Origin of the sequence: Pseudonocardia sp. EC080619-01 (assembly GCF_001420995.1) — a bacterium.
Lineage (GTDB): Bacteria > Actinomycetota > Actinomycetes > Mycobacteriales > Pseudonocardiaceae > Pseudonocardia.
Genome location: NZ_CP012184.1, coordinates 4,005,497 through 4,031,932 on the forward strand (window position 1 = coordinate 4,005,497; position 26,436 = coordinate 4,031,932).

At 72.9% G+C, this 26,436-nt stretch carries 26 protein-coding genes; 15 read left to right on the forward strand and 11 right to left on the reverse strand.

What is annotated here, in order from left to right:
• Nucleotides 1-136: 136 nt before the first annotated feature.
• The 10 genes from AD017_RS18730 (at nucleotide 137) to AD017_RS18775 (ending at nucleotide 8,499) form a co-directional block, all read left to right on the forward strand.
• Nucleotides 137-586 (forward strand): hypothetical protein, encoded by a 450-nt coding sequence (locus tag AD017_RS18730; protein WP_010224417.1) that lies wholly within the window; start codon nucleotides 137-139, stop codon nucleotides 584-586.
• Between the two features lie 359 nt (nucleotides 587-945).
• Nucleotides 946-1,719 (forward strand): F0F1 ATP synthase subunit A, encoded by a 774-nt coding sequence (gene atpB, locus AD017_RS18735; protein ID WP_010224416.1) that lies wholly within the window; start codon nucleotides 946-948, stop codon nucleotides 1,717-1,719.
• Nucleotides 1,720-1,815: 96 nt separating this feature from the next.
• Entirely contained in the window at nucleotides 1,816-2,064 is a 249-nt protein-coding gene (locus AD017_RS18740; protein WP_010224415.1) for an ATP synthase F0 subunit C, read from the forward strand.
• Between the two features lie 52 nt (nucleotides 2,065-2,116).
• On the forward strand, nucleotides 2,117-2,662 hold the full coding sequence (locus tag AD017_RS18745; protein WP_010224414.1) for a F0F1 ATP synthase subunit B: 546 nt from the start codon (nucleotides 2,117-2,119) through the stop codon (nucleotides 2,660-2,662).
• On the forward strand, nucleotides 2,662-3,492 hold the full coding sequence (locus AD017_RS18750) for a F0F1 ATP synthase subunit delta (RefSeq protein ID WP_010224413.1): 831 nt from the start codon (nucleotides 2,662-2,664) through the stop codon (nucleotides 3,490-3,492). Before AD017_RS18745 ends, AD017_RS18750 begins: the two co-directional genes overlap by 1 nt.
• A gap of 65 nt (nucleotides 3,493-3,557) precedes the next feature.
• Entirely contained in the window at nucleotides 3,558-5,195 is a 1,638-nt protein-coding gene (atpA, locus tag AD017_RS18755; protein WP_010224412.1) for a F0F1 ATP synthase subunit alpha, read from the forward strand.
• A 12-nt stretch (nucleotides 5,196-5,207) separates the two neighbouring features.
• A complete protein-coding gene (locus tag AD017_RS18760; RefSeq protein WP_010224411.1) occupies nucleotides 5,208-6,206 on the forward strand; it encodes a F0F1 ATP synthase subunit gamma in 999 nt (332 codons plus the stop codon).
• Nucleotides 6,206-7,642: a F0F1 ATP synthase subunit beta gene (gene atpD / locus AD017_RS18765; protein ID WP_029239153.1), complete on the forward strand. Its 1,437-nt coding sequence runs from the start codon at nucleotides 6,206-6,208 to the stop codon at nucleotides 7,640-7,642. The genes AD017_RS18760 and atpD overlap by 1 nt, the downstream gene beginning before the upstream one ends.
• 16 nt (nucleotides 7,643-7,658) lie before the next feature.
• Complete coding sequence (locus AD017_RS18770) at nucleotides 7,659-8,030, forward strand: F0F1 ATP synthase subunit epsilon (RefSeq protein ID WP_010224409.1); 372 nt, start codon at nucleotides 7,659-7,661, stop codon at nucleotides 8,028-8,030.
• 19 nt (nucleotides 8,031-8,049) lie between these two features.
• Nucleotides 8,050-8,499 (forward strand): DUF2550 domain-containing protein, encoded by a 450-nt coding sequence (locus tag AD017_RS18775; RefSeq protein WP_010224408.1) that lies wholly within the window; start codon nucleotides 8,050-8,052, stop codon nucleotides 8,497-8,499.
• 14 nt (nucleotides 8,500-8,513) lie between these two features.
• On the opposite strand, the gene AD017_RS18780 is transcribed toward AD017_RS18775, so the two are convergent.
• On the reverse strand, nucleotides 8,514-9,101 hold the full coding sequence (locus tag AD017_RS18780) for a cob(I)yrinic acid a,c-diamide adenosyltransferase (protein WP_060574965.1): 588 nt from the start codon (nucleotides 9,099-9,101) through the stop codon (nucleotides 8,514-8,516).
• 155 nt (nucleotides 9,102-9,256) lie between these two features.
• Between AD017_RS18780 and murA the strand changes: the two genes are divergently transcribed.
• Nucleotides 9,257-10,525: a UDP-N-acetylglucosamine 1-carboxyvinyltransferase gene (gene murA / locus AD017_RS18785; protein ID WP_060574966.1), complete on the forward strand. Its 1,269-nt coding sequence runs from the start codon at nucleotides 9,257-9,259 to the stop codon at nucleotides 10,523-10,525.
• Between the two features lie 125 nt (nucleotides 10,526-10,650).
• Entirely contained in the window at nucleotides 10,651-11,502 is an 852-nt protein-coding gene (locus AD017_RS18790) for a DUF1206 domain-containing protein (protein WP_082398801.1), read from the forward strand.
• Between the two features lie 7 nt (nucleotides 11,503-11,509).
• Here the strand turns inward: AD017_RS18790 and AD017_RS18795 are convergent, their stop codons facing one another.
• Nucleotides 11,510-11,848 carry a hypothetical protein gene (locus AD017_RS18795; RefSeq protein ID WP_010224404.1) on the reverse strand — a complete coding sequence of 113 codons (339 nt, stop codon included), beginning with the start codon at nucleotides 11,846-11,848 and terminating at the stop codon, nucleotides 11,510-11,512.
• A gap of 212 nt (nucleotides 11,849-12,060) precedes the next feature.
• Here AD017_RS18795 and AD017_RS18800 point away from each other — a divergent pair, with 212 nt between their 5' ends.
• Entirely contained in the window at nucleotides 12,061-14,079 is a 2,019-nt protein-coding gene (locus tag AD017_RS18800) for a protein meaA (RefSeq protein WP_060574968.1), read from the forward strand.
• An 18-nt stretch (nucleotides 14,080-14,097) separates the two neighbouring features.
• Here AD017_RS18800 and AD017_RS18805 read toward each other — a convergent pair whose 3' ends face one another.
• Genes AD017_RS18805 through AD017_RS18825 form a run of 5 tightly spaced genes read right to left on the reverse strand, consistent with a single transcriptional unit; the run spans nucleotide 14,098 to nucleotide 19,564 of the window.
• A complete protein-coding gene (locus AD017_RS18805; protein WP_060574969.1) occupies nucleotides 14,098-16,020 on the reverse strand; it encodes a serine/threonine-protein kinase in 1,923 nt (640 codons plus the stop codon).
• The gene (locus AD017_RS18810; RefSeq protein ID WP_010242591.1) at nucleotides 16,017-16,754 is read right to left on the reverse strand and encodes an FHA domain-containing protein; all 738 of its coding nucleotides are present in this window, start codon (nucleotides 16,752-16,754) and stop codon (nucleotides 16,017-16,019) included. Before AD017_RS18810 ends, AD017_RS18805 begins: the two co-directional genes overlap by 4 nt.
• A gap of 15 nt (nucleotides 16,755-16,769) precedes the next feature.
• Nucleotides 16,770-17,840 (reverse strand): hypothetical protein, encoded by a 1,071-nt coding sequence (locus AD017_RS18815; RefSeq protein ID WP_082398802.1) that lies wholly within the window; start codon nucleotides 17,838-17,840, stop codon nucleotides 16,770-16,772.
• A 35-nt stretch (nucleotides 17,841-17,875) separates the two neighbouring features.
• Entirely contained in the window at nucleotides 17,876-18,766 is an 891-nt protein-coding gene (locus tag AD017_RS18820) for a transporter substrate-binding domain-containing protein (RefSeq protein ID WP_010242595.1), read from the reverse strand.
• 24 nt (nucleotides 18,767-18,790) lie between these two features.
• Nucleotides 18,791-19,564, reverse strand: coding sequence for an enoyl-CoA hydratase-related protein (locus tag AD017_RS18825; protein WP_060574970.1), 774 nt, complete (start codon nucleotides 19,562-19,564; stop codon nucleotides 18,791-18,793).
• A 95-nt stretch (nucleotides 19,565-19,659) separates the two neighbouring features.
• Here AD017_RS18825 and AD017_RS36425 point away from each other — a divergent pair, with 95 nt between their 5' ends.
• Both AD017_RS36425 and AD017_RS18835 read left to right on the forward strand, forming a co-directional pair.
• Complete coding sequence (locus AD017_RS36425) at nucleotides 19,660-20,388, forward strand: TetR/AcrR family transcriptional regulator (RefSeq protein WP_227013340.1); 729 nt, start codon at nucleotides 19,660-19,662, stop codon at nucleotides 20,386-20,388.
• 43 nt (nucleotides 20,389-20,431) lie between these two features.
• On the forward strand, nucleotides 20,432-21,664 hold the full coding sequence (locus tag AD017_RS18835; protein WP_060574972.1) for a cytochrome P450: 1,233 nt from the start codon (nucleotides 20,432-20,434) through the stop codon (nucleotides 21,662-21,664).
• Between the two features lie 419 nt (nucleotides 21,665-22,083).
• On the opposite strand, the gene AD017_RS18840 is transcribed toward AD017_RS18835, so the two are convergent.
• The 4 genes from AD017_RS18840 to AD017_RS18855 all read right to left on the reverse strand — a co-directional run bounded on the left by AD017_RS18840 (nucleotide 22,084) and on the right by AD017_RS18855 (nucleotide 26,425).
• The gene (locus tag AD017_RS18840) at nucleotides 22,084-22,968 is read right to left on the reverse strand and encodes a LysR family transcriptional regulator (RefSeq protein ID WP_202968867.1); all 885 of its coding nucleotides are present in this window, start codon (nucleotides 22,966-22,968) and stop codon (nucleotides 22,084-22,086) included.
• Nucleotides 22,969-23,497: 529 nt separating this feature from the next.
• Nucleotides 23,498-24,475 (reverse strand): AAA family ATPase, encoded by a 978-nt coding sequence (locus AD017_RS18845; RefSeq protein WP_227012777.1) that lies wholly within the window; start codon nucleotides 24,473-24,475, stop codon nucleotides 23,498-23,500.
• A gap of 46 nt (nucleotides 24,476-24,521) precedes the next feature.
• Complete coding sequence (locus AD017_RS18850; protein WP_010228019.1) at nucleotides 24,522-24,980, reverse strand: ribulose bisphosphate carboxylase small subunit; 459 nt, start codon at nucleotides 24,978-24,980, stop codon at nucleotides 24,522-24,524.
• Between the two features lie 14 nt (nucleotides 24,981-24,994).
• Nucleotides 24,995-26,425, reverse strand: a complete 1,431-nt coding sequence (locus AD017_RS18855) for a form I ribulose bisphosphate carboxylase large subunit (protein WP_010228021.1) — start codon at nucleotides 26,423-26,425, stop codon at nucleotides 24,995-24,997.
• Nucleotides 26,426-26,436: the final 11 nt, after the last annotated feature.

A 26,436-nucleotide genomic window follows, 5' to 3' on the forward strand; every position in this document is an offset into this window, starting at 1 on the left:
AACGCCCGCTCCGACGGGCGCCGGAGACCGCGGTGTCGGCCGGCGATACCGTGGTCGTGGCTCGTTCCGGCTGGTGGAGCGGCCGTTGATCCGGGAGGACGGGCGAACCGTGTGGCGATGGGACCGGTGGGGGACGGTGGACTACAGCGGCCCTGCCGTCGGGCAGGCGCAGGTGGTCCGGAGGCTCTCCGCCTCGATGGCGCGCGGTGCCGCCCTGGTCGGGGGCGTGACCTCGGTGCTGTGCATCGGTGCCGCCGCGCTGGCCGCCGGGCTGCCCGGGCTCTACGGCGCCGCCCTGGGTGGGGTGCTCGCCACGGGCTCCGCGCTGCTCACCCCGGTCCTGATGCTGCGCACCACGGCACTGGATCCGGGGGCTGTGATGCTGGCCTCATTCATCGGCCTGGTGACGAAGGCCCTCATCCTCCTGATCGTCCTGTTCACCCTCGGGGGTGCCCCCGGCCTGCACCGGATGTCACTGGCCGTCACGTTGCTCGTGGTGTTCGTCGCGACGACCGCGGCCGAGGCCTGGGCGGGCAGCAAGATCAAGATCCTGATCGGGCCGGAGCCGGACCCGCCGAGCGCCTGACCTGCGCCGACTCGACCGAAATGCCGGTTTTGGCCAGGCCCGGATCCGGGTCTCCACAGCCGCTCGCACGGGTACCACGGAGGTGGGGGTGGCGCCCGCGCGGCGTGTTAACGAATGATTGCACCGCGCCCCGCGCGCGCCCCGACCAAGATCGTTGCGTGGCGTGAAGGCGCAGGTGAGATGCGTGCCAGCCCCCGACACGTTGTAGAAGTACGGCTGATAGCATCCGCCACGTAGGCGATGTGGGTGACTTCCGGTGTTTCGGCCCGGACGCCCGGAAGGCATCGCGCCACGAGGCACCTTGCAGGCGATCCCCCGTTTCGCGTGGACGCGGGACGGGAGCACCGGAAGGACCCCCATTGGGTACGTTCGTACTTGCGGCAGAGGAGTTCACGCCGCCGGGCCAGGGACTCTTCAACTACCCGCCGATCTTCGGCGAGGTCACGAAGCCGATGGTCCTCGCCGTGCTGTCGCTGATCATCGTCGTCGCGGTGTTCACGCTCGGCACCCGCAAGCTCTCGATCGTCCCCGGCCGGGGGCAGTTCGCGCTGGAGTCGTTCTACAACATCCCGCGCAACACGATGGCCCGCGACCAGATCGGCTCCGCCGACTTCAAGCGGTTCATCCCGTTGATCCTGGGCCTGTTCAGCTTCATCCTGATCAACAACCTCTTCGCGATCATCCCGGTGATCCAGTTCCCGACGATGTCGCGGATCGGGTTCCCGATCGCGCTGGCGTTGTTCGTCTACGTCTTCTACCACTACGCCGGGTTCAAGAAGCACGGTTTCGCGGGCTACATCAAGCACGCCGCGCTGCCGCCGGGTGTCCCGGTCTTCATCGCGCCGCTGATCATCGTGATCGAGCTGCTGCAGAAGTTCGTGGTGCAGCCGCTCTCGCTCGCGCTGCGTGTGTTCGCCGCCATGTTCGCCGGCCACCTGATCATCGCGCTGACCGCGGTGGCCGCCGAGTTCCTGCTCTTCGCGGGTGGCGGGCTGGCGGTCGCGGCGCCGTTCTCGTTCGTCGCCGGCATCGCGTTCACCTTCCTGGAGGCGCTGGTCCAGGTCATCCAGGCCTACGTCTTCGCCCTGCTCGCCGCCGTGTTCATCGGTGCGGCGATCTCGGAGGACCACTAGACACCCGGTGCGCGAGCGCCGATCCGATCCGCCGGCTCGTCCGGCCCGACCCACCGAACGACCCGCATCCCGCGGACCCGACGGAAGGAAACCGAAGTGAACGTCCCCACGCAGGTCCTGGCCCAGGCCGCCGACATCAACCCCGGCCTCGCGGCCATCGGCTTCGGTGCCAGCGCCATCGGCGCCGGCATCGGCGTCGGCCTGATCTGGTCGGCCGTCATCAGCGGCACCGCCCGCCAGCCGGAGGCCCGTGGCCAGCTGATGGGTATCGGCTGGACCACCTTCGTGCTCGCCGAGCTGGTCATGCTGATCGGCCTGGTGCTGTTCTTCATCGCCGGCGGCTGATCAACCCCATGCCGGTCCACACACCGGCGGCCACGTCAGGGAAGGACTCACGGTGGAACTGATTCTCGCCGCCGAGGAACCGCTGCCGATTCTCCCGCACGGCAACGAGCTCGTCCTCGGGATCGTCGCGTTCGCCATCCTGCTCTTCGTGCTCTGGAAGTTCGCGGTCCCGCGCTTCGAGACGCTCTACGAGGAGCGGACGGACGCGATCGAGGGCGGTCTGAAGCGTGCTCAGGAGACCCAGGAGCAGGCGGACCGGCTGAAGAAGGAGTACGAGGACCAGCTGGCCGGCCTCCGGGCCGAGGCGGCGCGCATCCGCGACGATGCGCGTGCCGAGGGCCAGCAGATCAAGGCCGAGCTGCGCGAGGAGGCCGAGCAGGAGGCCGCCCGCATCCGGACCCGGGGCGAGGAGCAGGTCTCCGCGGCCCGCGACGCCGCGCAGCGCGCCCTCCGCAACGAGGTCGGCGGCCTGTCCGTGCAGCTGGCCGAGCGCCTGCTGCGCGAGCAGCTCACCGACGACTCGCGTCGCTCGTCGACGATCGACTCGTTCCTGGGTGAGCTCGACCAGCAGGGCGCCGCGCGGAGCGGGGCGAACTGATGGCCACGGTCCTGCAGCCCGCGTCCCGGGACGCGCTCGTCGCGCTGACCGAGCGGCTGGACGGCTACGTCGACGGTGCGTCCGCCCGGGACCTGACCACGACGGCGGACGAGCTGTTCGCGGTGGCCCGGTTCCTGGACGGCGAGCGCGCCGTGCAGCGGCTGCTGGCCGACTCCGCGTCGCCGGAGGAGGCCCGGGCCGATCTGGTCCGCCGCCTGTTCGGTGCGCAGCTCTCGCAGCCGACCGTCGACCTCGTCTCCGAGCTGGCGCGCAAGCGCTGGTCGAAGACCCGGGACGTCGTCGTCGCCGCGGAGGCGCTGGCCCGCCAGGCCGCCGTCGCCGTCGCCGAGAAGACCGGGTCGCTCGACGAGGTCGAGGACCAGCTGTTCCGGTTCGGCCGCATCCTCGGCCGCGAGCCGGAGCTCAACGGTCTGCTCGCCGACACCACCAGGCCGGTGGAGGGTCGCGTGCAGCTGCTGGACGGCGTGCTCGGCGACCGGGTCTTCCCGGTCACCGCGACGCTGCTCCGCGAGGCGGTCCGGCTGCCCCGCGGCCGGCACCTGGACGTCGTCGCCGAGGAGCTCGCCGAGCTCGCGGCGGCCCGCCGGGACCGGTCGGTCGCGAAGGTGCGCACCCCCGTCGCGCTGACTCCCGACCAGGAGTCGAAGCTCGAAGAGTCCCTCGGCCGGATCTACGGCCGCAAGATCTCCCTGCAGGTCGAGCTCGACCGGGACCTCCTCGGAGGTCTGGTCGTGCAGGTCGGCGGCGAGGTCATCGACGGCAGCGTGGCGGGCAGACTCGCCGCCGCGCGCCGGTCCCTGCCCAGCTGACCTGCTGAGCCGGCCGCCCCGGCGGCCCGATCTCAGATCCCGTTCGAGAGAAGGAACGACGCAGCATGACAGAGCTGACGATCTCCTCCGAGGAGATCCGGAGCGCGATCTCCAGCTACGTCTCGTCGCTGGAGAGCGACACGTCCCGCCGCGAGGTCGGCGCCGTGTCCGACACCGGTGACGGCATCGCCCACGTCGAGGGCCTGCCCTCGGCCATGACCAACGAGCTGCTCGAGTTCGAGGGCGGCGTCCGAGGCGTGGCGCTGAACCTGGAGCAGAACGAGATCGGCGCCGTCGTCCTCGGTGACTACACCGGCATCGAGGAGGGGCAGCAGGTCACCCGCACCGGCGAGGTCCTCTCGGTCCCGGTCGGCGAGGGCTACCTGGGCCGGGTCGTCGACCCGCTCGGCAACGCCATCGACGGTCTCGGCGACATCGAGACCGACTCGCGGCGCGTGCTCGAGCTGCAGGCGGCCTCGGTGATGGAGCGCCAGTCGGTGCACGAGCCGCTGCAGACCGGCATCAAGGCGATCGACGCCATGACGCCGATCGGCCGTGGCCAGCGGCAGCTGGTGATCGGCGACCGCAAGACCGGCAAGACCGCGGTCTGCGTCGACACGATCATCAACCAGAAGGAGAACTGGGCGTCGGGCGACCCCAAGAAGCAGGTCCGCTGCATCTACGTCGCCGTCGGCCAGAAGGGCTCCACGATCGCCGGTGTCCGGCAGTCCCTCGAGGACGCCGGTGCGCTGGAGTACACGACGATCGTCGCCGCCCCGGCGTCCGACCCGGCCGGCTACAAGTGGCTCGCCCCCTACACCGGCTCGGCCATCGGCCAGCACTGGATGTACCAGGGCAAGCACGTCCTGATCGTCTTCGACGACCTCTCGAAGCAGGCCGAGGCGTACCGCGCGATCTCGCTGCTGCTGCGCCGCCCGCCGGGCCGTGAGGCCTACCCGGGCGACGTGTTCTACCTGCACTCGCGGCTGCTGGAGCGTTGCGCGAAGCTGTCCGACGACCTCGGCGCGGGTTCGATGACCGGTCTCCCGATCATCGAGACCAAGGCGAACGACGTGTCGGCGTACATCCCGACCAACGTCATCTCCATCACCGACGGCCAGGTCTTCCTCGAGTCCGACCTGTTCAACCAGGGCGTCCGGCCGGCGATCAACGTCGGTATCTCGGTCTCCCGGGTCGGTGGCGACGCCCAGGTCAAGGCCATGAAGACGGTGTCCGGTTCGCTGCGTCTGGACCTCTCGCAGTACCGCGAGCTGGAGGCGTTCGCCGCCTTCGGTTCGGACCTCGACGCCGCGTCGGCGGCCTCGCTGGGCCGCGGTGAGCGTCTGGTCGAGCTGCTGAAGCAGGCCCAGTACGCGCCGGTCGCGGTGCAGGACCAGGTCGTCTCGATCTGGCTCGGCACCTCGGGCAAGCTCGACTCCGTCCCGGTCGCCGACGTGCAGCGCTTCGAGGGCGAGTTCCGCGAGTACGCGCGCCGGCACGCCGCGGGTCCGCTCAGCGAGATCGTCGACACCGGGAAGCTCTCGGACGACGCGATCTCGACGCTGACCTCGGCCGTCGACACCTTCAAGCGCAACGAGTTCACCGCCTCCGACGGTTCCTCGGTCGTCCCGAACGAGAAGCCGGCGAAGGCCCTCGACGAGGACGACGTCGAGCAGGAGACCGTCACCGTCAAGAAGAGCTGAGGCTGATACCCGATGGCGGCACAGATCCGGGTGCTGCGCCGGCGTATCCGGTCGACGCAGTCCATCAAGAAGATCACCCGCTCCCAGGAGCTGATCGCGACCTCACGGATCGCGAAGGCCCGGGCGCGGGTGGACGAGGCGCGTCCCTACGCCGAGCTGATGACGAGCACGCTCTCCGAGCTCGCCTCCAACTCGGCGCTGGACCACCCGCTGCTCGTCGAGCGTGAGCAGCCGAAGCGGGCCGCCGTCCTGGTCGTGACCAGTGACCGCGGTCAGTGCGGCGGCTACAACGCCAACGTGCTCAAGGAGGCCGAGAAGCTGCAGTCCCTGCTCCGTGAGCAGGGCAAGGAGCCGGTGCTGTACGTGATCGGCCGCAAGGGCGTCTCGTACTACCGGTTCCGCAACCGGGACATCGAGCAGTCCTGGACCGGTTTCTCCGAGCAGCCCGGTTACGAGCACGCGGCCGAGGCGGCGCGCACGCTGGTCGACGCGTTCATGGCCGGCGAGGACGACGGCGACGGCAACGCCGACGGCGTGCACGGGGTGGACGAGCTGCACCTCGTCTACACCAGCTTCAAGAACATGATCACGCAGATCCCGCAGGCCCGGCGGATGGCGCCGCTCGAGGTCGAGTACGCGGCGGACTCCGCGTCGGCGAAGCCGGTGGACGAGGACGACCGCACCGCGGACACCGCGCAGAGCCAGGTGGAGAGCCCCGGCAGCAAGGGGCTGCAGTCGCTGTACGAGTTCGAGCCGGACCCGGACACGCTGTTCGACGCGCTGCTGCCGAAGTACATCGGGGCCCGCCTCTACGCGGCCCTGCTGGAGTCGGCGGCGTCGGAGTCGGCGAACCGGCAGCGGGCCATGAAGGCCGCGACCGACAACGCCAACGAACTGATCCGTAGCCTGACCCTGGAGGCCAACCAGGCTCGCCAGGCTCAGATCACCCAGGAGATCAGCGAGATCGTCGGTGGTGTCGACGCCCTCGCGAGCGCAGGAAGTGAGAGCTGATGACCGCAACCGCCGATACTTCGGCCACCGGCACGATCACCGGGCGCGTCGTCCAGGTGACCGGCCCGGTCGTCGACGTCGAGTTCCCGCGTGACCAGGTCCCGGACCTGTACAACGCGCTGTCCCTGGAGGTCGACCTCTCCGGCGACCACCGCAAGCTGACCCTGGAGATCGCCCAGCACCTGGGCGACAACCTGGTCCGCGCGATCTCCATGCAGCCGACCGACGGCGTGGTCCGCGGCCAGGAGGTCACCGACCTCGGCCGTCCGATCTCGGTGCCGGTGGGCGACCAGGTCAAGGGGCACGTGTTCAACGCGCTCGGCGACTGCCTGGACGACCCGAGCATCCAGTTCACCGGTGACCTGCGGTCGATCCACCAGAAGGCCCCGCGGTTCGACCAGCTCGAGGGCAAGACCGAGATGCTGGAGACCGGCATCAAGGTCCTCGACCTGATGACCCCGTACGTGGTCGGCGGCAAGATCGGTCTGTTCGGTGGTGCCGGTGTCGGCAAGACCGTGCTGATCCAGGAGATGATCCAGCGTGTCGCGCTGAACTTCGGTGGCACCTCGGTGTTCGCCGGCGTCGGCGAGCGCACCCGTGAGGGCAACGACCTCATCACGGAGATGACCGAGTCGGGCGTCATGAAGAACACCGCCCTGGTGTTCGGTCAGATGGACGAGCCGCCGGGCACCCGTATGCGCGTCGCGCTCTCCGCGCTGACGATGGCGGAGTACTTCCGGGACGCGCAGGACCAGGACGTCCTGCTGTTCATCGACAACATCTTCCGGTTCACCCAGGCCGGCCAGGAGGTCTCGACCCTCCTCGGCCGCATGCCGTCCGCGGTGGGCTACCAGCCCACCCTGGCCGACGAGATGGGCGAGCTGCAGGAGCGGATCACATCGACCCGTGGCCGTTCGATCACCTCGATGCAGGCGATCTACGTCCCCGCGGACGACTACACCGACCCGGCTCCGGCGACCACGTTCGCCCACCTGGACGCGACCACCGAGCTCTCCCGGCCGATCTCCCAGAAGGGGATCTACCCGGCGGTGGACCCGCTGACCTCGACCTCCCGGATCCTCGACCCGCAGTACGTGGGCGACGAGCACTTCCGGGTCGCCAACGAGGTCAAGCGGATCCTGCAGAAGTACAACGACCTGCAGGACATCATCGCGATCCTCGGTATCGACGAGCTGTCCGAGGAGGACAAGCAGCTGGTCGGCCGGGCCCGCCGGATCGAGCGCTTCCTGTCGCAGAACCTCCTGGTCGCCGAGCAGTTCACCGGCCAGCCGGGCTCGACGGTCCCGCTGAAGGAGACCATCGAGGCGTTCGACAAGATCGCCAAGGGCGAGTTCGACGACGTGCCCGAGCAGGCGTTCTTCCTCTGCGGCGGTCTGGACGACCTGGAGAAGAACCGCAAGAAGCTCGAGGGCTGATCTCATGCCTGCTGAGATGACCGTGGAGCTGGTCTCCGTCGAGCGCCGGCTGTGGTCGGGTGACGCGCGCTTCGTGCTCGCCCGCACCACCGTCGGCGAGGTCGGCATCCTGCCCGGCCACCAGCCGATGCTGGCCCAGCTCGAGGAGGCCGGCACCGTCCGGATCGACTCGACCGACGGCTCGAAGCGCACCATCGCGGTGCACGGCGGGTTCCTGTCGGTCTCCGCGGAGCGGGTGTCGATCCTGGCCGAGTTCGCCGAGCAGTCGGACGAGATCGACGTCGACCGGGCCCGCCGGGCGCGGGACGGTGCCGACACCTCGACCGACGAGGGCAAGGCGGCCGTCGCCCGGGCCGAGGCCCGCCTCCGGGCGGCCGAGGCCAACTAGGCGGAGGACCGGCACGGCAGTGGAACTCATCGCGGCGATCGTCGGAGTTCTGCTGCTGTGTCTGGTCGTCCCCCTGATCTGGCTCGCCGTACGGCGGGTGCGACTCATGCGTAACGGCGGCGTGGACCTGTGTCTGCGCCGCCGTTTCGCTGTCACGGACTGGCACTTCGGTGTCGGTCGCTACGAGGGCGAGCGCTTCGCCTGGTACCGGCTCACCAGCTTCCGGATCGGCGCCACCGTGGTCCTGGACCGCGCCGGGCTGGACATCGTCGAGCGACGCCCACCGCACCGCTCCGAGGAGTTCGCCATCCCGACGGCGGTCGAGGTGCTCCGCTGCCGGGGCCGCGACGCCGGCGGCCGCGGCATCGACGTCGAACTGGCGATGTCCCAGGACGTCCGCACCGGGTTCCTGGCGTGGCTGGAGGCCACACCGCCGGGACGCACCCGCGGATTCCGCGAGGCGTCCTGAGCGCAGGCGGGGCGTCAGGCGTCGGGGGCGCCGTGCGGGCCGCCGGGCTGCCAGAGGACGTCGCCGTCCGGGTTCGCGACGCGGCCCAGGATGAACAGCAGGTCCGAGAGCCGGTTCAGGTACTGCGCGGTGAGCGGGTTCGTGCGGTCGCCGTCGTCGTCCAGCAGGGCCCACACCGACCGCTCGGCGCGACGGGTGACGGTCCGGGCGACGTGCAGGTACGCGGCGCCGGGCGTCCCCCCGGGCAGGATGAACGAGTTCAGCTTCGGCAGCTCCGGGTTGAACTCGTCGCACCACGACTCGAGCCGCGTCACGTAGCCCTCGGTGATCCGCAGCGGCGGGAACTCCGGGTTCTCCACGATGGGCGCGCAGAGGTCCGCGCCGACGTCGAACAGGTCGTTCTGGATCTGCCGGAGCGGATCGGCGACGCGCTCGGCGAGGCCGCCGACCGTCACCGCGACGCCGATCGCGGCGTTCGCCTCGTCGGTGTCCGCGTAGGCCGCCAGGCGCGGGTCGGTCTTGCGGACGCGGCTGAAGTCGCCGAGCGCCGTCGTCCCGTCGTCGCCGGTCTTCGTGTAGATCCGAGTCAGGTGCACCGCCACCCCGACAGGCTATGCGGACGATCCGCGCGGAGGCCAGGCCGCCGGTCGGGGTGCCTCTCGGCAACCGTCGCGTGTGCTGCGCCGGACGGCGCAACCCTGCCCGACACGTCGGGGTGTGCCCGTGCCCCGGTGACCGCCCCGTTACCGTTCCGGACGTGGTGGAGCATTTCGCGGTCCGCGGCGGGGCCCGGCTGAACGGGTCCGTCGACGTCGTCGGGGCGAAGAACAGTGTGCTCAAGCTGATGGCTGCGGCGCTGCTGGCCGAGGGCCGGACGACGCTCGAGAACTGCCCCGAGATCCTGGACGTGCCGCTGATGGCGGACGTCCTGCGCAGCCTCGGCTGCGCGGTGGCGATCGAGGGCGGCACCGTGCACATCGACGTCCCGGCGAACCCCGGCGCCGAGGCGGACTACCGCTCGGTGTCGAAGCTGCGCGCGTCGGTCTGCGTGCTCGGGCCGCTGGTGGCGCGCTGCCGGCGGGCCGTCGTCCCGCTGCCCGGTGGCGACGCGATCGGCTCCCGGCCGCTGGACATGCACCAGAACGGCCTGCGGAAGCTGGGCGCGACGACCGACATCGAGCACGGCAGTGTCACCGCCTCGGCGCAGGACCTGCACGGTGCGCAGATCTGGCTGGACTTCCCCAGCGTCGGCGCGACCGAGAACATCCTGATGGCGGCGGTGCTCGCCGAGGGCACGACCGTCATCGACAACGCGGCCCGCGAGCCGGAGATCGTGGATCTCTGCGTGATGCTGCAGCAGATGGGCGCGAAGCTGGAGGGCGTCGGGTCCTCGACGCTGACCGTGCACGGCGTGACCGGCCTGCAGCCCACCACGCACCGCGTGATCGGCGACCGGATCGTCGGAGCGACCTGGGCGTTCGCGGCGGCGATGACCCGCGGCGAGGTGACCGTCCGCGGGGTGGACCCGCACCACATCGACCTCGTGCTGGACAAGCTGCGCAGCGCGGGCGCCGAGATCTCCACCGGCGGGGAGGAGTTCTCCGTCGCGATGCCGGGCCGCCCGGAGGCGGTGGACTTCGTGACGCTGCCCTACCCGGGTTTCGCCACGGACCTGCAGCCGATGGCGATCGCGCTCTCCGCCGTCGCCGAGGGCACGTCGATGATCACCGAGAACGTGTTCGAGGCACGGTTCCGGTTCGTCGACGAGATGGTCCGGCTCGGCGCCGACGCCCGCACGGACGGGCACCACGCCGTCGTGCGCGGGCGGGAGGAGCTGTCGTCGGCGCCGGTGTGGGCCAGCGACATCCGGGCCGGGGCGGGCCTGGTCCTGGCCGGACTGTGCGCCCGCGGCACGACCGAGGTCTGGGACGTCGCGCACATCGACCGCGGCTACCCGCGCTTCGTCGAGAACCTCTCCGCGCTGGGCGCGGACATCCGCCGGGTGGCGGGCGAGCCGGAGCGCTGAGCCCGGCCTCCCGGCGTCCGCGAGCCCGACGGTCCCGATCGGCGCGCGTCACCCGATCGTGGCAGGCTTCCGGTACGCCACGGGCGGCCCGGCTGTCGGGTTCCGCCGTCGACGAGGAGGCCGCCATGGTGAGCACCCCGGATGCTGCTGACGTGTCACGGGCCGGTCGCCGGGCGGCGAGCGGAGCACGGGACGTGGCGCACTCGACGCCGGTCCGGATCGCGGCGCGGGTGGGGATCGCCGCGAACGGCGTTCTGCACCTGCTGATCGGCTGGCTGGCGGTGCAGGTGGCGCTCGGGTCCGGAGCGCAGGCGGACCAGAACGGTGCGCTGGGTGCGATCGCCGCCGAACCGCTGGGCCGGGCCTTCCTGTGGGTCCTGGTCGTGGGGTTCGCGGCGGTCGTCCTGTGGCGGGCCGTCTCGGCGGTGTGGGGTTTCGGCTACGTCGGCGACCGGTCCCGCAGGCTGGTCAAGCGCGTGGTGTCCGCCGGGCAGGCCGTGGTCTACGCGGTGCTGGCGGTCGCGGCGGCGCCGACGGCGCTGAGCGGACGTGCGTCGTCGGGCGGGGGCGGGCAGGCGACCGCGGGCCTGCTGGGCCTGCCGGGCGGGCAGATCGTGACCGCGCTCGTCGGACTCGGGGTGCTCGTGGGCGGTGGCGTGATGGTGTGGAACGGCTGGCAGCAGCGCTTCCTCGAGGACCAGGACCTGGCGGGTGCCGATCGCCGGGTCCGCCGGCTCGATGCCCGTACCGGGCAGATCGGGTTCATCGCGAAGGGCGTCGCGATCGGTGTGCTCGGGATCCTCGTCGGTGTCGCCGCGCTGACGTTCGACCCGGCGCGTGCGAACGGACTCGACTCGGCGCTGAAGGCCCTGCGCGAGCAGCCCTACGGGGTGTTCCTGCTCGTCGCGGTCGGGCTGGGGATCGCCTGCTACGGCGTGTTCTGCTTCTTCGACGCCCGGTACCACCGGGTCACCTGAGCGTCCGTCAGTCCAGTGCGCCCCGGCTGAGCACGACCCGGGCGTCGGGCACGTCCTTCGGGAAGACGAGCAGGGCGAACCCGCCCCGGTCGTCGGAGCCGGGCGTGATCGTCGCCCGGATGCCCTGCGCGCGCAGCCGGTCGCGCAGGATCCGCGCCGCGTCCTTCCCCGGTACCCGCGAGACCTCGGTCAGCAGGCCGGTCGCGACGGGGTCGTCGGGGTCGTCGGTGGGGAGGGTCACGTTCTTCTGGTGCCCGAACGTCCAGCGCAGCAGCAGTCCGATGGCGACCAGCACCACGACCAGGCCGACGATCGTGCCGAGCCGTGGGACGACGTCCATCTCCATCGCCCGATGGTCGCACCCGCCGGGCCCTGCCGCCCTCCCCGACGGGTGGGGCGTGAACCGATCCAGTGCTCGGTTTCCCGTACGGATCGCGTAGTTTGCCGCGCAGACGTGTGTGACGAGGGACGACCGGGCACCCGATCCGCCCTACTCGCCAGTAGTCTTGTCCCGACGTGCAGACAGTGCCGACTGTGCAGACGACGACGGAGGTTCCGGTGCCGTACCCGACCGATCGCGAGCGCGACCGTCCGTGGGTGATCCGCACCTACGCCGGTCACTCGTCGGCCGAGAAGACCAACGAGCTGTACCGCCGGAACCTGGCCAAGGGCCAGACCGGTCTCTCGGTGGCCTTCGACCTGCCGACCCAGACCGGCTACGACCCCGACGACGAGCTCGCCAAGGGCGAGGTCGGCAAGGTCGGCGTCCCGGTCAGCCACATCGGTGACATGCGCGCCCTGTTCGACGGCATCCCCGTCGCCGAGGCCAACACCTCGATGACGATCAACGCGCCGGCGATGTGGCTGCTCTCCCTCTACGTGGCGGTCGCCGAGGAGCAGGCCGAGCAGCAGGGCCTCGACTACTCCGAGGTCCGGGCGAAGCTCGCCGGCACCACGCAGAACGACATCGTCAAGGAGTACCTGTCGCGGGGCACCTACGTGTTCCCGCCCGGACCCAGCCTGCGGCTGATCACCGACATGGTCGCCTGGTCGGTCACCGAGATCCCCAAGTGGAACCCGATCAACATCTGCAGCTACCACCTGCAGGAGGCCGGGGCGACGCCGACGCAGGAGCTGGCGTACGCGCTGTCCACCGCGATCGCGGTGCTGGACTCGGTGCGCGACTCCGGCCAGGTGCCGCCGGAGAAGTTCGGCGACGTCGTCGGGCGGATCTCGTTCTTCGTGAACGCGGGCCTGCGGTTCGTCGAGGAGATGTGCAAGATGCGGGCGCTCGCGCGCCTGTGGGACGAGATCACCCTGGAGCGCTACGGCGTCGAGAACCCCAAGCAGCGGCGCCTGCGTTACGGCGTGCAGGTCAACTCGCTGGGACTGACCGAGGCGCAGCCGGAGAACAACGTCCAGCGGATCGTGCTGGAGATGCTCGCCGTCACCCTGTCCAAGGACGCGCGGGCCCGCGCCGTGCAGCTGCCGGCGTGGAACGAGGCGCTGGGCCTGCCGCGGCCGTGGGACCAGCAGTGGGCGCTGCGGATGCAGCAGGTGCTGGCCTACGAGACCGACCTGCTCGAGTACGAGGACATCTTCGACGGCTCCCGGGTGGTCGAGGCCAAGGTGTCCGAGCTCGTCGAGGGCGCCCGCGCCGAGATCGACCGGGTGCAGGAGATGGGCGGTGCGGTCGCGGCCGTCGAGTCCGGCTACATGAAGGGCGAGCTGGTCAGCTCCCTGGCCGCGTACCGCCGTGAGATGGAGTCCGGCGACCGCGTCGTCGTCGGGGTCAACAAGTTCGACACCACCGAGCCCAGCCCGCTGCAGGCCGAGGGCGCCGGGGCGATCTTCACGGTCGACCCCGAGACCGAGCGGTCCGCGATCGAGGCCATCGGGCGGTGGCGTTCCGAGCGGGACGCCGCGGCCGTCGACGAGTCGCTGCGGGCACTGCGCGACGCCGCGAAGACCGAGCAGAACCTCATGCAGGTCTCGATCGACTGCGCCAAGGCCGGCGTGACGACCGGCGAGTGGGCCGGTGCGCTGCGCGAGGTGTTCGGCGAGTTCCGTGCCCCGACCGGTGTGTCGTCGGCGTCGGCGTCCGGTGAGGGCGCCGGGGAGATCGCCGAGGTCCGCGAGCGGGTCCGCGCCACCGGTGACGAGCTCGGCCAGCGCCTCCGGATGCTCGTCGGCAAGCCGGGTCTCGACGGCCACTCCAACGGTGCCGAGCAGGTCGCCGTGCGCGCCCGCGACGTCGGCTTCGAGGTCGTCTACCAGGGCATCCGGCTCACCCCGTCGCAGATCGTCGCGGCCGCGGTGCAGGAGGGCGTGCACGCCGTCGGGCTGTCGGTGCTGTCCGGCTCGCACCTGGAGGTCGTGCCGGCGGTCGTGCAGGGGCTGCGTGACGCGGGCGCCGGGGACATCCCGGTCGTCGTCGGGGGGATCATCCCGCCGGAGGACGAGAAGCGGCTGCGTGAGGGCGGGATCGCCGCGGTGTTCACGCCGAAGAACTTCCGGCTGACCGGGATGATGGACGAGATCGTGACCCTCGTCCGGGACGCGCAGGGCCTGTCCTGATCCGGCGGACCGCCCGGGTCAGCGCACCCGGGCGGCCGCGGTGTCGGCGAGACGGCCCGCGAGTTCGCACAGCTGCGACGTCGAGCGCCCGCCCTCCTCGGCCTTGACCCGGACGAGCTCGGCCATCGGGCGGCCGTTCGTCCCGGTGAACTCCCGCACCGGGACCTCGCCGTTGCACGCGTCGGGGCCGTCGTCACGGACGAACGCCGCCGTGCCCGCGAGCGGCTGCCCGGTCGCGGACGGGGTGTCGTAGCGGTCGAACGAGACCGTCAGCTGGAGGTCCGCGCCCGCGTCGCCGGCGTCCCAGCTGCAGGACCAGCCGGCGAAGTCGCGGTAGGAGTCGGTGCGCGCCGGGGCCGGCAGCATCGTGAGGTCCTCGGGGCGCAGGGTGCCGCAGGCGTCGGTCGTCCAGAGGACGCTGCCGCCCGGCGGCGGTACCGGACGGCGGGGGATGCCGTCCGCGGCGAGCCGGGTCGCGGCGGAGGCGGCGGCCGCCTCGGCGGCCGCGCAGGGGTCCAGTCCGCGGGTCCGGCCGGCGTCGTGGTCGGCCGAGATCGAGACCTGGGTGCCGTCGTCGAGCCACAGGAACCGCATGCACGATGTGCCCTCGGCCGGTCGGCGCACCAGCACGGCGTCGCCGAGGCGCTGCTGCTCGCCCTCGGGCGGGCTGCCGGTGGCGCGGCGGTAGCGGATGTCGACGCCACCGGCGTCGTCGCCGCCGACCACGAACACGATCGAGCAGGCCGCGAGGTTGCCGTAGTCGGGCTCCCTCACCGCGGGCGCGAACGGGGCGAGCGCCGCCGGGTCGGCCAGGCACGGGTCGGCGGTGCGCTGGTCGCCCGCGGCCAGCGGCGGGACCGACGCGGGCAGCGCCACCGGGGCCGGGGCGGGCGCGTCGGCGCCGCGTTCCTGCGGGATCAGCGCGACGGCGGCGACGACCGCCACGACCGCGACGACGGCCGCTCCGCCGAACAGGAGACGGCGCCGGCGGGCGGCGACCGGGCCGTCCGCCGTCGCGTGGCCGGGCGGGTCGGTCGGATCGTCCGGCCGGACCTCCGGGGTGGTCGTGCGGCGTGCGGTGGGGCCGGGGTCCGCCGGGGCCGCGGGCTCGGGCTCGTCGCGGTCGGCCAGCGCCCAGAGCCGCCGGGCCGCCTCGGCCGCCGTCGGACGGGCGGCGGGGTCGGCCGCCGTCATCGTCGCGAGCAGTGCACCCAGTGGACCGTCCAGTGCGGGCGGCGGGACCGGGTCGGCGTCGGCGATGCGGCGGATGAGGGCCAGCGGGCTGTCGTCGGCCCAGCCGAACGGGGGCTCTCCGTCGACGGCGACCCGCAGCGTCGCACCGAGCCCGTAGACGTCGGCCGGGGCCGCCGGTTCGTCGCCCCGCGCTGTCTCCGGGGCGAAATAGGCCGGGGTCCCGAGTGTTCCGACGGTCAGCGAGTGCCGGCCGGGGATCAGCGAGATGCCGAAGTCGGTGAGCTTGACGGGGCCGTCGTCGGACACCAGGACGTTGCCGGGCTTCACGTCGCGGTGCACGATGCCGGCCGTGTGCAGCGCCGCGAGCGCCTCGGCGACCTGCGCGCCGATCCGGGCCGCGGCGCCGGGCGCCAGCGGCCCGGTTCCGGTCAGCAGCGCGTCCAGACCTGCCGAGGGCACGTACTCCATGACCAGCAGCGGGCCGGCCGGGAGCTCCAGGACGTCGAAGACGGTGACGATCCGCCCGTGGTGCAGCTGGGCGGCGACCTGAGCCTCACGCCGGAGGCGGCGCATCGCGGCCGCGCCGTCCTCGGCGGCGGCACCCGTCTGCACCTGCTTGAGGGCGACGTCGCGGTCCAGCGCGGTGTCGCGTGCCCGGTGCACGACGCCCATGCCCCCGGCGCCCAGCCGCTCCCGGACCTCGTACCGCCCGGCGACGACGGTGCCCTCGACGAGCGGTGCCGTCACCCGGGCTCCCGGTCCAGCTCGTCGAGATCGGGTTCGGTGACGGTGTTGGTGCGGATCAGCTCGGCCACCAGGTTCTCGTTGAGCCGGTTGCCCACCGGCGGCTCGATCTCCGAGGCCAGCAGTCCGGCCACCCCGGCGGCGGACAGCCGCTCCCGGATCGCGCGCACCGTGTGCTCGGCGCGGCGGTGGGTCCAGCCGCCACCGGGATCGGCCTGCTGCATCTCGTCGCTGACCTGGCGCCAGGACTGCGGAGCCGGACGGGGATCGTTCTGCAGGTAGCGGCGGGCGAGCGCGAGGGCGGCGAGACGCTCGTCCCCGTCGAGCGGCCAGGGCCGGGGGACCCGGGTGCTGTCGTCGTGCCGGGGGAGCGGGCGCACCCGGTCCGGGCCGCTGACCCGCACCTCCAGCGCGTGCTCCCGGCCGGGGGAGCCGAGCACGGTGACCAGCGTGTATCCGGGCGGGACCGGCACCGGCTCGCCGCCGGGACGCAGCTCGGTACCGGCCGGGAACCGGATGCCGGTCCGTCCGGAGTTGCTGAGCCACCAGCGGCCGCCGGTGAACCTCAGGCGGCCGTGCTCGCGGCTGACCTGCGGATCGTCCTCGCCGAGGGTGAGGTGCACCAGCGGCCGGTTGCGTCCGAACAGGACCTCACGGCCCTCCTTCGGGCCGAAGGTGGCGCTGCCTGCCAGGGTCTGCACGAACAACGTGTGCTCGGCCGACGGTCGCTGCTGCACGTGTCCTCCCCTCGCTCAGCTGTCGTCCTTCTCGCCGCCCCGCCGGCTCAGGAGCTTGAAACCGGGGATACCGATGATCGCCTGCCGGACCTCCTTCAGCACGTCCAGGAGCTCGTGGACGTCCGGTCCGACGCGGTCGAGTGTCGCGAGGATCGGCAGGATGTCGTCCTCGAGGTGCTCGGTGAGCACCGGGAGCTGGTCGACCAGGCGGATCGCGGCGTGCACCTCGTCCTCGGACAGCTCGTCGAGGAACTTCGTCGCGAGCGGCGCGGCGCGGCGGGCGAGCGGGGCGTAGAGGTCGACGAGCTCCCCGGCGCGGTCGCTGATCCCGGACGCCTGGTCGACGACGGTCGTCGCCGACCCGGTGACCCGCTCGACCTGCGTGATCAGGTCGCCGGCCCGGTCGCTGACGGTGGTGACGGTGGTGATCAGGCCGTCGGCGTTCCCGGCGACGGCGTCGACCCGGGCGACGAGGCCCTCGGCGTTCCCGGCGACCGCGGACACCTGCTCCACCAGGCCGTCGGCCCGCTCGGAGACCGTGGTGACCCGCCGGACCAGCCCGCTCGCGTCCTCGGAGACGGTGGTGACCTTCTGCACCAGCCCGTCGGCGTTCTCGGCGACGGTCGTGACCCGGCGGACGAGCCCGTCGGCGTCGTCGGCGACGGTGGTGACCTTGCGGACCAGGCCGTCGGCGTTCTCCGCCACGCCGGTGACCCGTTCGACCAGCGAGTCCGCGTCGTCGGCCACGGTGGACACCCGGGCCACCAGCTCGTCCGCGCGGTCGGCCACCGGCCGGACGCGCGCGACCACGTCGGTGGCCTCCGCGGCGACCGAGCCCACGGTCCCGATCAGGTCCTCGGCCCGGTCGACGACGCCGTCGACCCGGTCGAGCAGCGCCTCCGCCCGGGTCGCGATCGTGCCGATCCGGCCGACCAGCGAGCCGACCTCGTCGAGCAGCTCCCCGGCCCGCGACGGCAGCCCGGCCACGGTCTCCGCCAGCTCCCCGGTCCGGTCGACGACCGAGGCCGCTCCGGAGAGCAGGTCCGACGGGCCGGGGACCGGGATCCCGGCGATGCGCAGTGACATGGTCGGATCCTCGCATTCCCGCGAGGCCTGCCGGGTCACGACTCGGGTGTCCGCGCGCAGAGATCGTCGATGGTGAGCCCGCGCGGCGGGACGTTCTCCTCGGTGAAACCGAACGGCCGGGCCGCCTCCAGCCAGCGCCCGGACTCCTGCAGTGCGGTGAGGCCGCGGTCGAACTCCTCGCGGAAACCGGTGTCGGCCGGGCGGAACGCGAACGCCCCCGCACCGACGACCGGGCGGCCGTTCACCTCGGGCTCGAACCCGCCCGTCACCTCGAGCCCGATGCCGGCGTTGCGGCGCACCTCGTCCTGCAGGGAGATCCGGGTGAGCGCCCCGACCTGCGCCTCCTGGCGGGCGATGCCGCGGACCAGCGCACCCTGCGAGTCGAAGGTGACGATCTTCTCGTTCGGGATGCGCGCCGCATAGGCGTACTCCTGCTCGGCGGAGCTGCGCAGCACCCCGAGGGTGGCGCCGGAGCGGCGGACACCGCCGAGCGTCGCGACGCCGAGCGGGTTGCCGGTCGGCACGAGCAGCCCGGTGCGGGCGATGTAGTCGGGCCGGGAGAACGCGACCTGCTGGCAGCGCAGCGGTGTGACGGTGAGCCCGACCGCGATCATGTCGAAGCGGCCGTCCAGCAGGGCGGGCACCAGCTGGTCGAACGCCAGCTGGACGGCGACGAGCCCGCCGCCGCCTATCTCCCCGACGACGGCGCGGGCGACCTCGGGGCTCTCCCCGGTGGGGCGGCCGGAGCCGTCGGTGAAACCGAACGGGCGCTCCCCGGACAGCCCCACGACGACGTCGCCGCCGGCCCGCAGGCGGGTCAGCGCGTCACCCGACTCACGGCCACAGCCGGCGAGCAGCGCGGCGCCGCCCAGCGCCGCGGCGGCGCCGAACAGCCGTCGTCTGCTCAGCAGGCTCGGATCGGACATGGTCCGGCAGAGCCTAGGTGATCGCTAGTCGGGCCACACCGGGGCGCGCTTCCCGAGGAACGACGCCATGCCCTCGCGCGCCCCGCCGGACTGCGACATGGACGCCATGACCTCGGTGGCGATCGCGTAGGCGTCGGCCTCGGGCCGGTCGAGCTGGGCGTAGAGGGTCTGCTTGCCGACGGCCTTGGACAACCGGCTGCCGCGGGTGGCGCGGGCCAGCAGCTCGTCGACGCGGGTGTCGAGCTCGTCGTCGGGGACCGCGTAGTTGACCAGCCCCCAGTCGGCTGCCGTGGCGGCGTCGATCGCGTCACCGGTCAGCGCCAGCTCCATGAGCCGCTTGCGGCCGACGGTGCGGGCGACCGGCACGGCCGGGGTGTGGCAGAACCAGCCGCCCTTGCCGCCGGGCAGCGCGAACGACGCCGACTCGGCCGCCACGGCGAGATCGCAGGACGCGACGAGCTGGCAGCCTGCCGCCCACGCCGTCGCGTGCACGCGCGCGACGACCACCTGCGGGACCTCCTGCACGGTCCGCATCACGGTGGTGCAGAGTCGCAGCAGCTCGCGGACGCCGGCGAGGTCGCGGTCCGCGACGTCGCCGAAGTCGTGCCCGGACGAGAACGCCTTGCCCTCCCCGGCGAGCACGATGCCGGTCGCGTCGGTGCGGCCGGCGCTCTCGAACGCGTCCAGCAGCTCGCGCAGGTGGCCCTCGGTCAGCGAGTTCCGGCGCTGCGGCCGGTTCATCGTGATCCGGACCGTGTCGCCGTCCTGCTTGACCAGCAGGTGTTCGTAGTCGGACATGGTCCGACGGTATCTCGACAGGCCCGTGCGGCGGAGCTACCGTGACCGTATGACCGGAATCGTCGATCCGGTCACGGACGGAGGTTCCCGTGTCGGTGGCGGAGCAGGTGACCGGTGATCGGGCGCGGATGGGGCGCGTGCTCGACGCCGCCGCGGACCTGCTCGTCCGGCGCGGGTACCGGCGGGTGACGATCGAGGACGTCGCCCGGCAGGCCGGCGTCGGGAAGGGCACGGTCTACCTGCACGTCCGCACCAAGGACGCGCTGTTCCTCACGGTGCTCCTGCGCTCCCAGCACCGGCTGTTCGGCGAGATGGCCGACCGGATGCCGGACGAGCCCGAGCTGGTCCTGCCGTGGCGGATGACCCGCCTGATCCACGAGCTGGTGCAGTCCGACGAGGTCACCCGGGCCCTCTACCTGGGCGACGCCGAGGTCCTCGGCCGGCTCGCGCACGAGGCCGCCGGGACCCTGGGCGAGCTGGCGCGCCGCCGGGAGGACGCCGTGCGCGAGCACCTCGGCCTGCTGCGCGAGGCCGGGCTGGTCGGCACCGACCTCTCCATCGGCGAGCAGATCCGCAGCTGGGGCGCGATCGCCTACGGCTTCCTCGCCACCACCGGGCTCCCGGTGCCGGGCGGTGACCCGTCCGCGCCCGGCGACGCCGCCCGGCAGGGCGTCCTCGCCGAGCACGCCGTGGGGGCGCTGCTCGCCGGCCCCGCCGCGCGTGCGGGCGAGCCGGTCCCGCCGGACGTCGCCGCGCGGGTCGCCGGTGTCTACCACCCGCTGGTCGCGCACGTCGACCAGGAATGGCGCAGCCGGGTCCGGTGATCGCCGGGGTCCGGCACCTCCACCACCACCGAGGGAGCACGACATGACCGCATCGACCGAACCGCGCGACCTCCTGTCCCCGGATCTGACCGCCGACCCGTACGCCGCCTACGGCCGGATGCGGGAGGAGGCGCCCGCCGTGACCGTGACGATGATGGGCACCCCGCCCGCGGTGATGGTCACCCGGCACGACGACGTGCGCACCGTGCTCACCGATCCCCGGTTCGTCACCGACGTCGAGCTCGTCGGCGGCGCCGAGAGCATGCGGGAGGCGATGTTCGAGAAGCTCGGGGTCCCCGACGACCTGGCCGGCTACCTGCTCCGCAACATCCTCACCACCGACGGCGCCGAGCACGCCCGGCTGCGCAAGCTGGTGTCCCGTGCCTTCACCGTGAAGCGGGTGCAGGCCCTGCGGCCGCGGGTCGAGGAGATCACCGCGCGACTGCTCGACCGCATCGGCGACGCCGGGCGGGTGGACCTCGTCGAGACGTTCGGCTACCCGCTGCCGATCACCGTGATCTGCGAGCTGGTCGGCGTGCCCGATGGCGAGCGCGAGCAGTGGCACGAGTGGGGCCGGGTGCTGGCCTCGATGGACCCGCAGCGGGTCCCGGCGGTGCTGCGCGCGGCCGTCGACCACGTGCACGCGCTGGTCGACGCCCGCCGGGCCGAACCGGCCGACGACCTGATCAGTGCGCTCGTCGCGGCCCAGGACGACGACGGCGACCGCCTCACCGACCGCGAGATGGTCACGATGATCTTCGCGCTGGTGATGGCCGGCCACGAGACGACCGCCCACCTGATCTCCAACGGTGCCCTCGCCCTCCTCACACACCCCGACCAGCTCGCGGTGCTGCGGGAGCGCCCGGAGCTGTGGCCACAGGCGGTCGACGAGCTCATGCGGTTCCGCGGGCCGGTGCAGTTCACGCAGTTCCGCTACCCGACAGAGGACGTCGAGCTGGGCGGGGTCGCGATCCCCGCCGGGACGCCGGTGATCGCCGGGCTGCTCCCGGCCAACCACGATCCGCGGGCCTACGACCGGCCCGACGAGCTCGACGTCGGCCGGGACACCGGTCGCGGCGACGGGCACCTCGGCTTCGGCCGCGGCGCGCACTACTGCCTCGGAGCGGCACTGGCCAGGCAGGAGGGCGAGGTGGCGCTGCGGATGCTGTTCGACCGCTTCCCCAGCCTGGCCCTGGACGCGCCCGCCGCGGAGATCCTCTGGGTGCCGCGTCCGGGCTTCAGCCGGGTGGGGGAGCTGCCGGTCCGGGTGTCCTGACGCTCCTCGGCCGGCCCGCCGGCCCCGCCGGACCGCCGGACCTCGACCCGCCTGACCTCGACCCGCCGGACCCGCCGTGCCTCGGCCCGCCGGGCCTGTCGTGCCTCGCCCCGCCGGCGCCGCCGAGCAACGACCCGCCGAGATGCAGCTGAGAGCGACTTGTCGATCTCTTCACGACGCTGAGCTGCATCTCGGCGGGTGCGGGCGGGCGGTGTGTCTCGTGGAGGTGCGGGGAGCGTGTGCGTGGAGGTGCGGAGCGTGTGGGGCCGCGCGGGGCTCGGGTGATGTCCGTCCGGGGCCCGTTCGGGGCCCGTGTGGGTGGAGGTGCCGGTCGGGTGTGCGGGGAGATGCGGCTCGGGTGTGCGGGGAGGTACGGGCCGGTGCGCGGGGAGAGGCGGCGCGCGTGTGCCGGGCGCGGGTCAGCGGGCGTGCCACGGGGCGGTGGCGAGGACGTGCGCGAGCAGCAGCGCGGTGCTCGCCGTCGCGTCGGGATGGGTCACCACGTGCCACGGCCGGTCCAGCGGTGTGCCGGGCACCGCGAGCTCGGTCAGCTCCCCGTCGGCGAGGAACCGGCGCACCGCGTCACGTGAGACGAGGGTGATCCCGAGCCCCGCGCGGGCGGCGGCGACGGTCGCGCCGTGCGAGCCCAGCAGGAGCCGCGGCGGGTCCACACCGAGGTCGGCGAGCAGCGCCTCCTGGGTGGCCCGGGTACCGGAGCCCGGCTCGCGCAGCAGCCACGTCGCACGCGCCGGATCGTGCTCGGCGGCCTGCGCACCCACGACGACCAGCGTGTTCTCCCGCACGGCCCGCACCAGGGGTGGACCGGACGCCCCCGGCCCGGTCGCGGCGGCGGGCGGACGACCGGCGACGGCGACGTCGACCTCGTGGTGCGCGAGCATCGGCCACACCCGGTCGCTGGGGGCGACGTCGACCTCCAGCGTGACGCCCGGGTGCCGGTCCCGGAACCCGGCGAGCAGGTCCGGCAGGAGGTGCTCGCCCGCGGTGGTGACCGCGGCCAGCCGGACCCTGCCGTGCTCGGGGTCGGCCTCGCCCCGGGCGGCCGCGGCGCCCTCCTCGAGCAGGCCGAGCACCCGTCGGGCGTAACCGGCGTAGCGGTGCCCGGCCGGGGTCAGGCGGACCCCGCGGCCGTCGCGCTCGACGAGCGGGACGCCCACCTCCTCGGCGAGCGCCCGCACCGCCGCGGACACCGTGGACTCGGTGACCACCAGCCGGGCCGCGGCGCCGCGCACCGAGCCCTGGTCGGCGAGCGCGACGAACGCGCGCATCCGGGCGGTCGTGGTCACCGGACCAGCGTAGGTCCGGCCCGGCGCACTCCGTCCCCGCGCAGCGCACCTCGTCCCCCGAGGGACGCACCCGTTCCTCCGGGCCGCACGCGCACCCGGGCGCCGGACCTCGCTCCGAGCGCCGCGCTCCTCTGCCCGCCGCACCCCGTCCCCGCGCGCCGCACCCCGTGGCGGGCGTCACGCACCCCGTCGCCGTGCCGCGCACCCCGTCGCCGCGCGCCGCACCCCGTGGTGGGCGTCACGCACCCCGTCGCCGTGCGCCGCACCCACCGAGTGGGGTGCGTGACGCCGCCACGGGGTGCGCCGCCGTGAGGGGGTGCGTGGCGCCGCGGGTACCGGGCCGGGCACGGGTACGGCCGAGGACGGTGCGGCCGGGGATGGGTGCGGCCGGGTGGCGGCCGGGCACGGGTGCGCCCGCGGCGACGGGTGCGGCCCGGCACGGGGTGCGTGATGCCGGCACGGGGGCGGGACGCCGGGCGGGTGACCGGCGGCGGGGAGCACCGCCGCTCGCTCGGCCCGGCGGGCGTGCTCAGCGGGACAGGCCGCCGTCGAACACTCGGCTGGCGCGCAGGTCGGCGGCCGTGAGCGTCCGGAGCTCGGGGAGCCCGATCCGTCCGGTCCCGGCGGACAACCGCAGGGCCTGCCGCATCCGGGCCCGGTCGAGGGCGTTGCGGACGCTGCGCGCCCCGGCGAACCACGGTTGCTCCACCCGCAGCGTCAGGTACTCGTGCAGCGTCGTCCGCGCCTCGCCGGACAGTTCCAGGTCCAGGTCGGAGACCATCCGCTGCCCGATCTCGGCGAGCTCGCCCACGGAGAAGTCCGGGAAGTCGACGTGGTGGGCGACCCGCGACTGCATGCCCGGGTTCGCGGTGAAGAAGGTGTCCATCCGGTCGGCGTAGCCGGCGAGGATCACGGCGACGTCGTCGCGGTGGTCCTCCATCGCCTGCAGCAGGATCTCGATGGCCTCGCCGCCGTAGTCCCGCTCGTTGCCCGGCCGGTGCAGGTAGTAGGCCTCGTCGACGAACAGCACCCCGCCGAGCGCCTTCTGCACGATCTCCTTGGTCTTCGGCGCGGTGTGCCCGACGTACTGGCCGACGAGATCGTCGCGGGTCGCGGTGACCAGGTGCCCGCGGCGCAGGTAGCCCAGGCCGTGGAGCAGACCGGCCATCCGTTGCGCGACCGTCGTCTTGCCGGTGCCCGGGTTCCCGGTGAAGCACATGTGCAGGGTCGGCCGGTCCGTGGCGGTGCCGAACCGGGCACGCACCCGGTCGACGACGAGCAGCGCCGCCAGCTCGCGCAGCCGCTGCTTCACCGGGGCGAGCCCGACCAGCTCGCGGTCCAACGCGTCGAGGACGTCGTCCACGCCGGCCGCCCGGCGCACCTCGCCGAGATCGACGGTGTCGCCGGGGGCCAGCTCGGGGCCGCCGTCGTCGGAGAGGGAGCCGGAGACGGGGTCGGGGTCGGCCGGACGGGGCGCCGCGGCCCCGAACGCGATGCGGGTGCTCACTGCGCCCGCACCGGCCGGACCGGTGCCGGGCCGCGCCCCGGCCCGCTCAGTGCTCGGCACGGCCGTTCCCGTCGTGCCCGCCCGTCACCGGGTAGCGCGCCCCCGACGGCCGCTCGGTCGCGTAGGGGTGCACGGTGTAGCCGATCCGCCGGTCGCCGCCCTCGGCCCGGTCCAGCCGGAACCCCGGCTCCTCCGACGGCCGCTGCACCAGGAACGACAGCGCGACGGTCTGCCTGCCCAGCGAGGCGTCGTAGGCGTTGACCCGGACGTAGTTTTCCGGGTGCTCCCTCCGGCAGGCGTCGATCTCGGCCAGCACCCCCGCGGGGTCGGCGAGGTCGAACATCGGCATGCCCCACATCTCCCAGTAGGTGTTGCGGGGGTGCGGGTCGTCGGTGAACTCGACCGCGCACGGCCAGCCGTGGTCGAGCGCCCAGCCGATCTGGGCGGTGATCTCGTCGTCGGTGAGGTCGGGCAGGAACGAGAACGTGCCCTGGGTGATCCGCATGGTGGTCCTCCTGCTCAGGCCGGGGTCGGCGTGCTCACGACGTCCGGGGTGTCGGTCGAGGCGTAGTCGAAGGTGACGTCGCCCCAGGTCGCCAGCGCGGTCTCGAGCGGCCGGTTGCGCCTCGCGGCCGCGCGCAGGATCTCCGGGCCCTGGGCGAGGTAGTCAGCGCCCTCGTTGCGGGCCTTGATCATCGCCTCGACGGCGACCCGGTTGGCCTCGGCACCGGCGGCGATGCCCATCGGGTGCCCGATCGTGCCGCCGCCGAACTGGAGCACGGTGTCCTCTCCGAGGTGGTGCAACAGCTGGTGCATCTGCCCGGCGTGGATCCCGCCGGAGGCGACGGGCATCGTCGCCGGCATCGACACCCAGTCCTGGTCGAAGTAGAGGCCCTTCACCGGGTCGGCGGCGTAGCGGCCCTTGCGCAGGACGTCGTAGAACCCGGCGACCGCATTCGGGTCCCCCTCCAGCTTCCCGACGACGGTGCCCGCGTGGATGTGGTCCACCCCGGCCAGCCGCATCCACTTGGCGATCACCCGGAAGCTGACGCCGTGGTTCTTCTGCCGGGTGTAGGTGCCGTGCCCGGCCCGGTGCAGGTGCAGGATCACGCCGTTGCGGCGCGCCCACGTCGAGAGCGACTGGATCGCGGTGTAACCGACCGTCAGGTCCACCATGACGATCACGCTGCCCAGCTCGCGGGCGAACTCCGCCCGCTCGTACATGTCCTCCATCGTCGCCGCGGTGACGTTGAGGTAGTGCCCCTTCACCTCGCCGGTCGCGGCCTGTGCCCGGTTCACCGCCTCCATGCACGCCAGGTACCGGTCCCGCCAGCGCATGAAGGGCTGCGAGTTGATGTTCTCGTCGTCCTTGGTGAAGTCCAGGCCGCCGCGCAGCGCCTCGTAGACGACCCGGCCGTAGTTCCGGGCGGACAGCCCCAGCTTCGGCTTGGTGGTGGCGCCGAGCAGCGGGCGGCCGAACTTGTCCAGGTACTCGCGCTCGGTGACGATGCCGTGCGGCGGTCCGGGGAAGGTCTTCACGTAGTGCGCCGGGATCCGCATGTCCTCCAGGCGCAGCGCCTTGAGCGGCTTGAAGCCGAAGACGTTGCCGATGATCGAGCTCGTCAGGTTCGCGATCGAGCCCTCCTCGAACAGGTCGAGGTCGTAGGCGATGTAGGCGATCCACTGGCCCGGCGTGTTCGGCACGGGCTCCACGGCGTAGCACTTGGCCTGGTAGTGCTCGTAGGTCGTCAGCCGGTCGGTCCAGACCACGGTCCAGGTGGCGGTGCTGGACTCCCCGGCGACGGCGGCCCCCGCTTCCTCCGGTGGCACCCCGTCCTGCGGGGTGACCCGGAACGCGCAGAGCAGGTCGGTGTCCTTGGGTTCGTAGTCGGGCTGCCAGTACCCCATCTCCGCGTAGGGGATGACACCCGCGCTCCATCGGTCGCTCATGGACCTCAGAG

Coding starts and splice junctions, on each gene's coding strand:
- atpA (WP_010224412.1), top strand. CDS start 3,558: ATGACAGAGCTGACGATCTCCTCCGAGGAGATCCGGAGCGCGATCTCC.
- AD017_RS18760 (WP_010224411.1), top strand. CDS start 5,208: ATGGCGGCACAGATCCGGGTGCTGCGCCGGCGTATCCGGTCGACGCAG.
- AD017_RS18770 (WP_010224409.1), top strand. CDS start 7,659: ATGACCGTGGAGCTGGTCTCCGTCGAGCGCCGGCTGTGGTCGGGTGAC.
- AD017_RS18815 (WP_082398802.1), bottom strand. CDS start 17,840: ATGTCACTGCGCATCGCCGGGATCCCGGTCCCCGGCCCGTCGGACCTG.
- AD017_RS18820 (WP_010242595.1), bottom strand. CDS start 18,766: ATGTCCGATCCGAGCCTGCTGAGCAGACGACGGCTGTTCGGCGCCGCC.
- AD017_RS18835 (WP_060574972.1), top strand. CDS start 20,432: ATGACCGCATCGACCGAACCGCGCGACCTCCTGTCCCCGGATCTGACC.
- AD017_RS18750 (WP_010224413.1), top strand. CDS start 2,662: ATGGCCACGGTCCTGCAGCCCGCGTCCCGGGACGCGCTCGTCGCGCTG.
- atpD (WP_029239153.1), top strand. CDS start 6,206: ATGACCGCAACCGCCGATACTTCGGCCACCGGCACGATCACCGGGCGC.
- AD017_RS18795 (WP_010224404.1), bottom strand. CDS start 11,848: ATGGAGATGGACGTCGTCCCACGGCTCGGCACGATCGTCGGCCTGGTC.
- AD017_RS18790 (WP_082398801.1), top strand. CDS start 10,651: ATGGTGAGCACCCCGGATGCTGCTGACGTGTCACGGGCCGGTCGCCGG.
- AD017_RS18850 (WP_010228019.1), bottom strand. CDS start 24,980: ATGCGGATCACCCAGGGCACGTTCTCGTTCCTGCCCGACCTCACCGAC.
- AD017_RS18825 (WP_060574970.1), bottom strand. CDS start 19,564: ATGTCCGACTACGAACACCTGCTGGTCAAGCAGGACGGCGACACGGTC.
- AD017_RS18855 (WP_010228021.1), bottom strand. CDS start 26,425: ATGAGCGACCGATGGAGCGCGGGTGTCATCCCCTACGCGGAGATGGGG.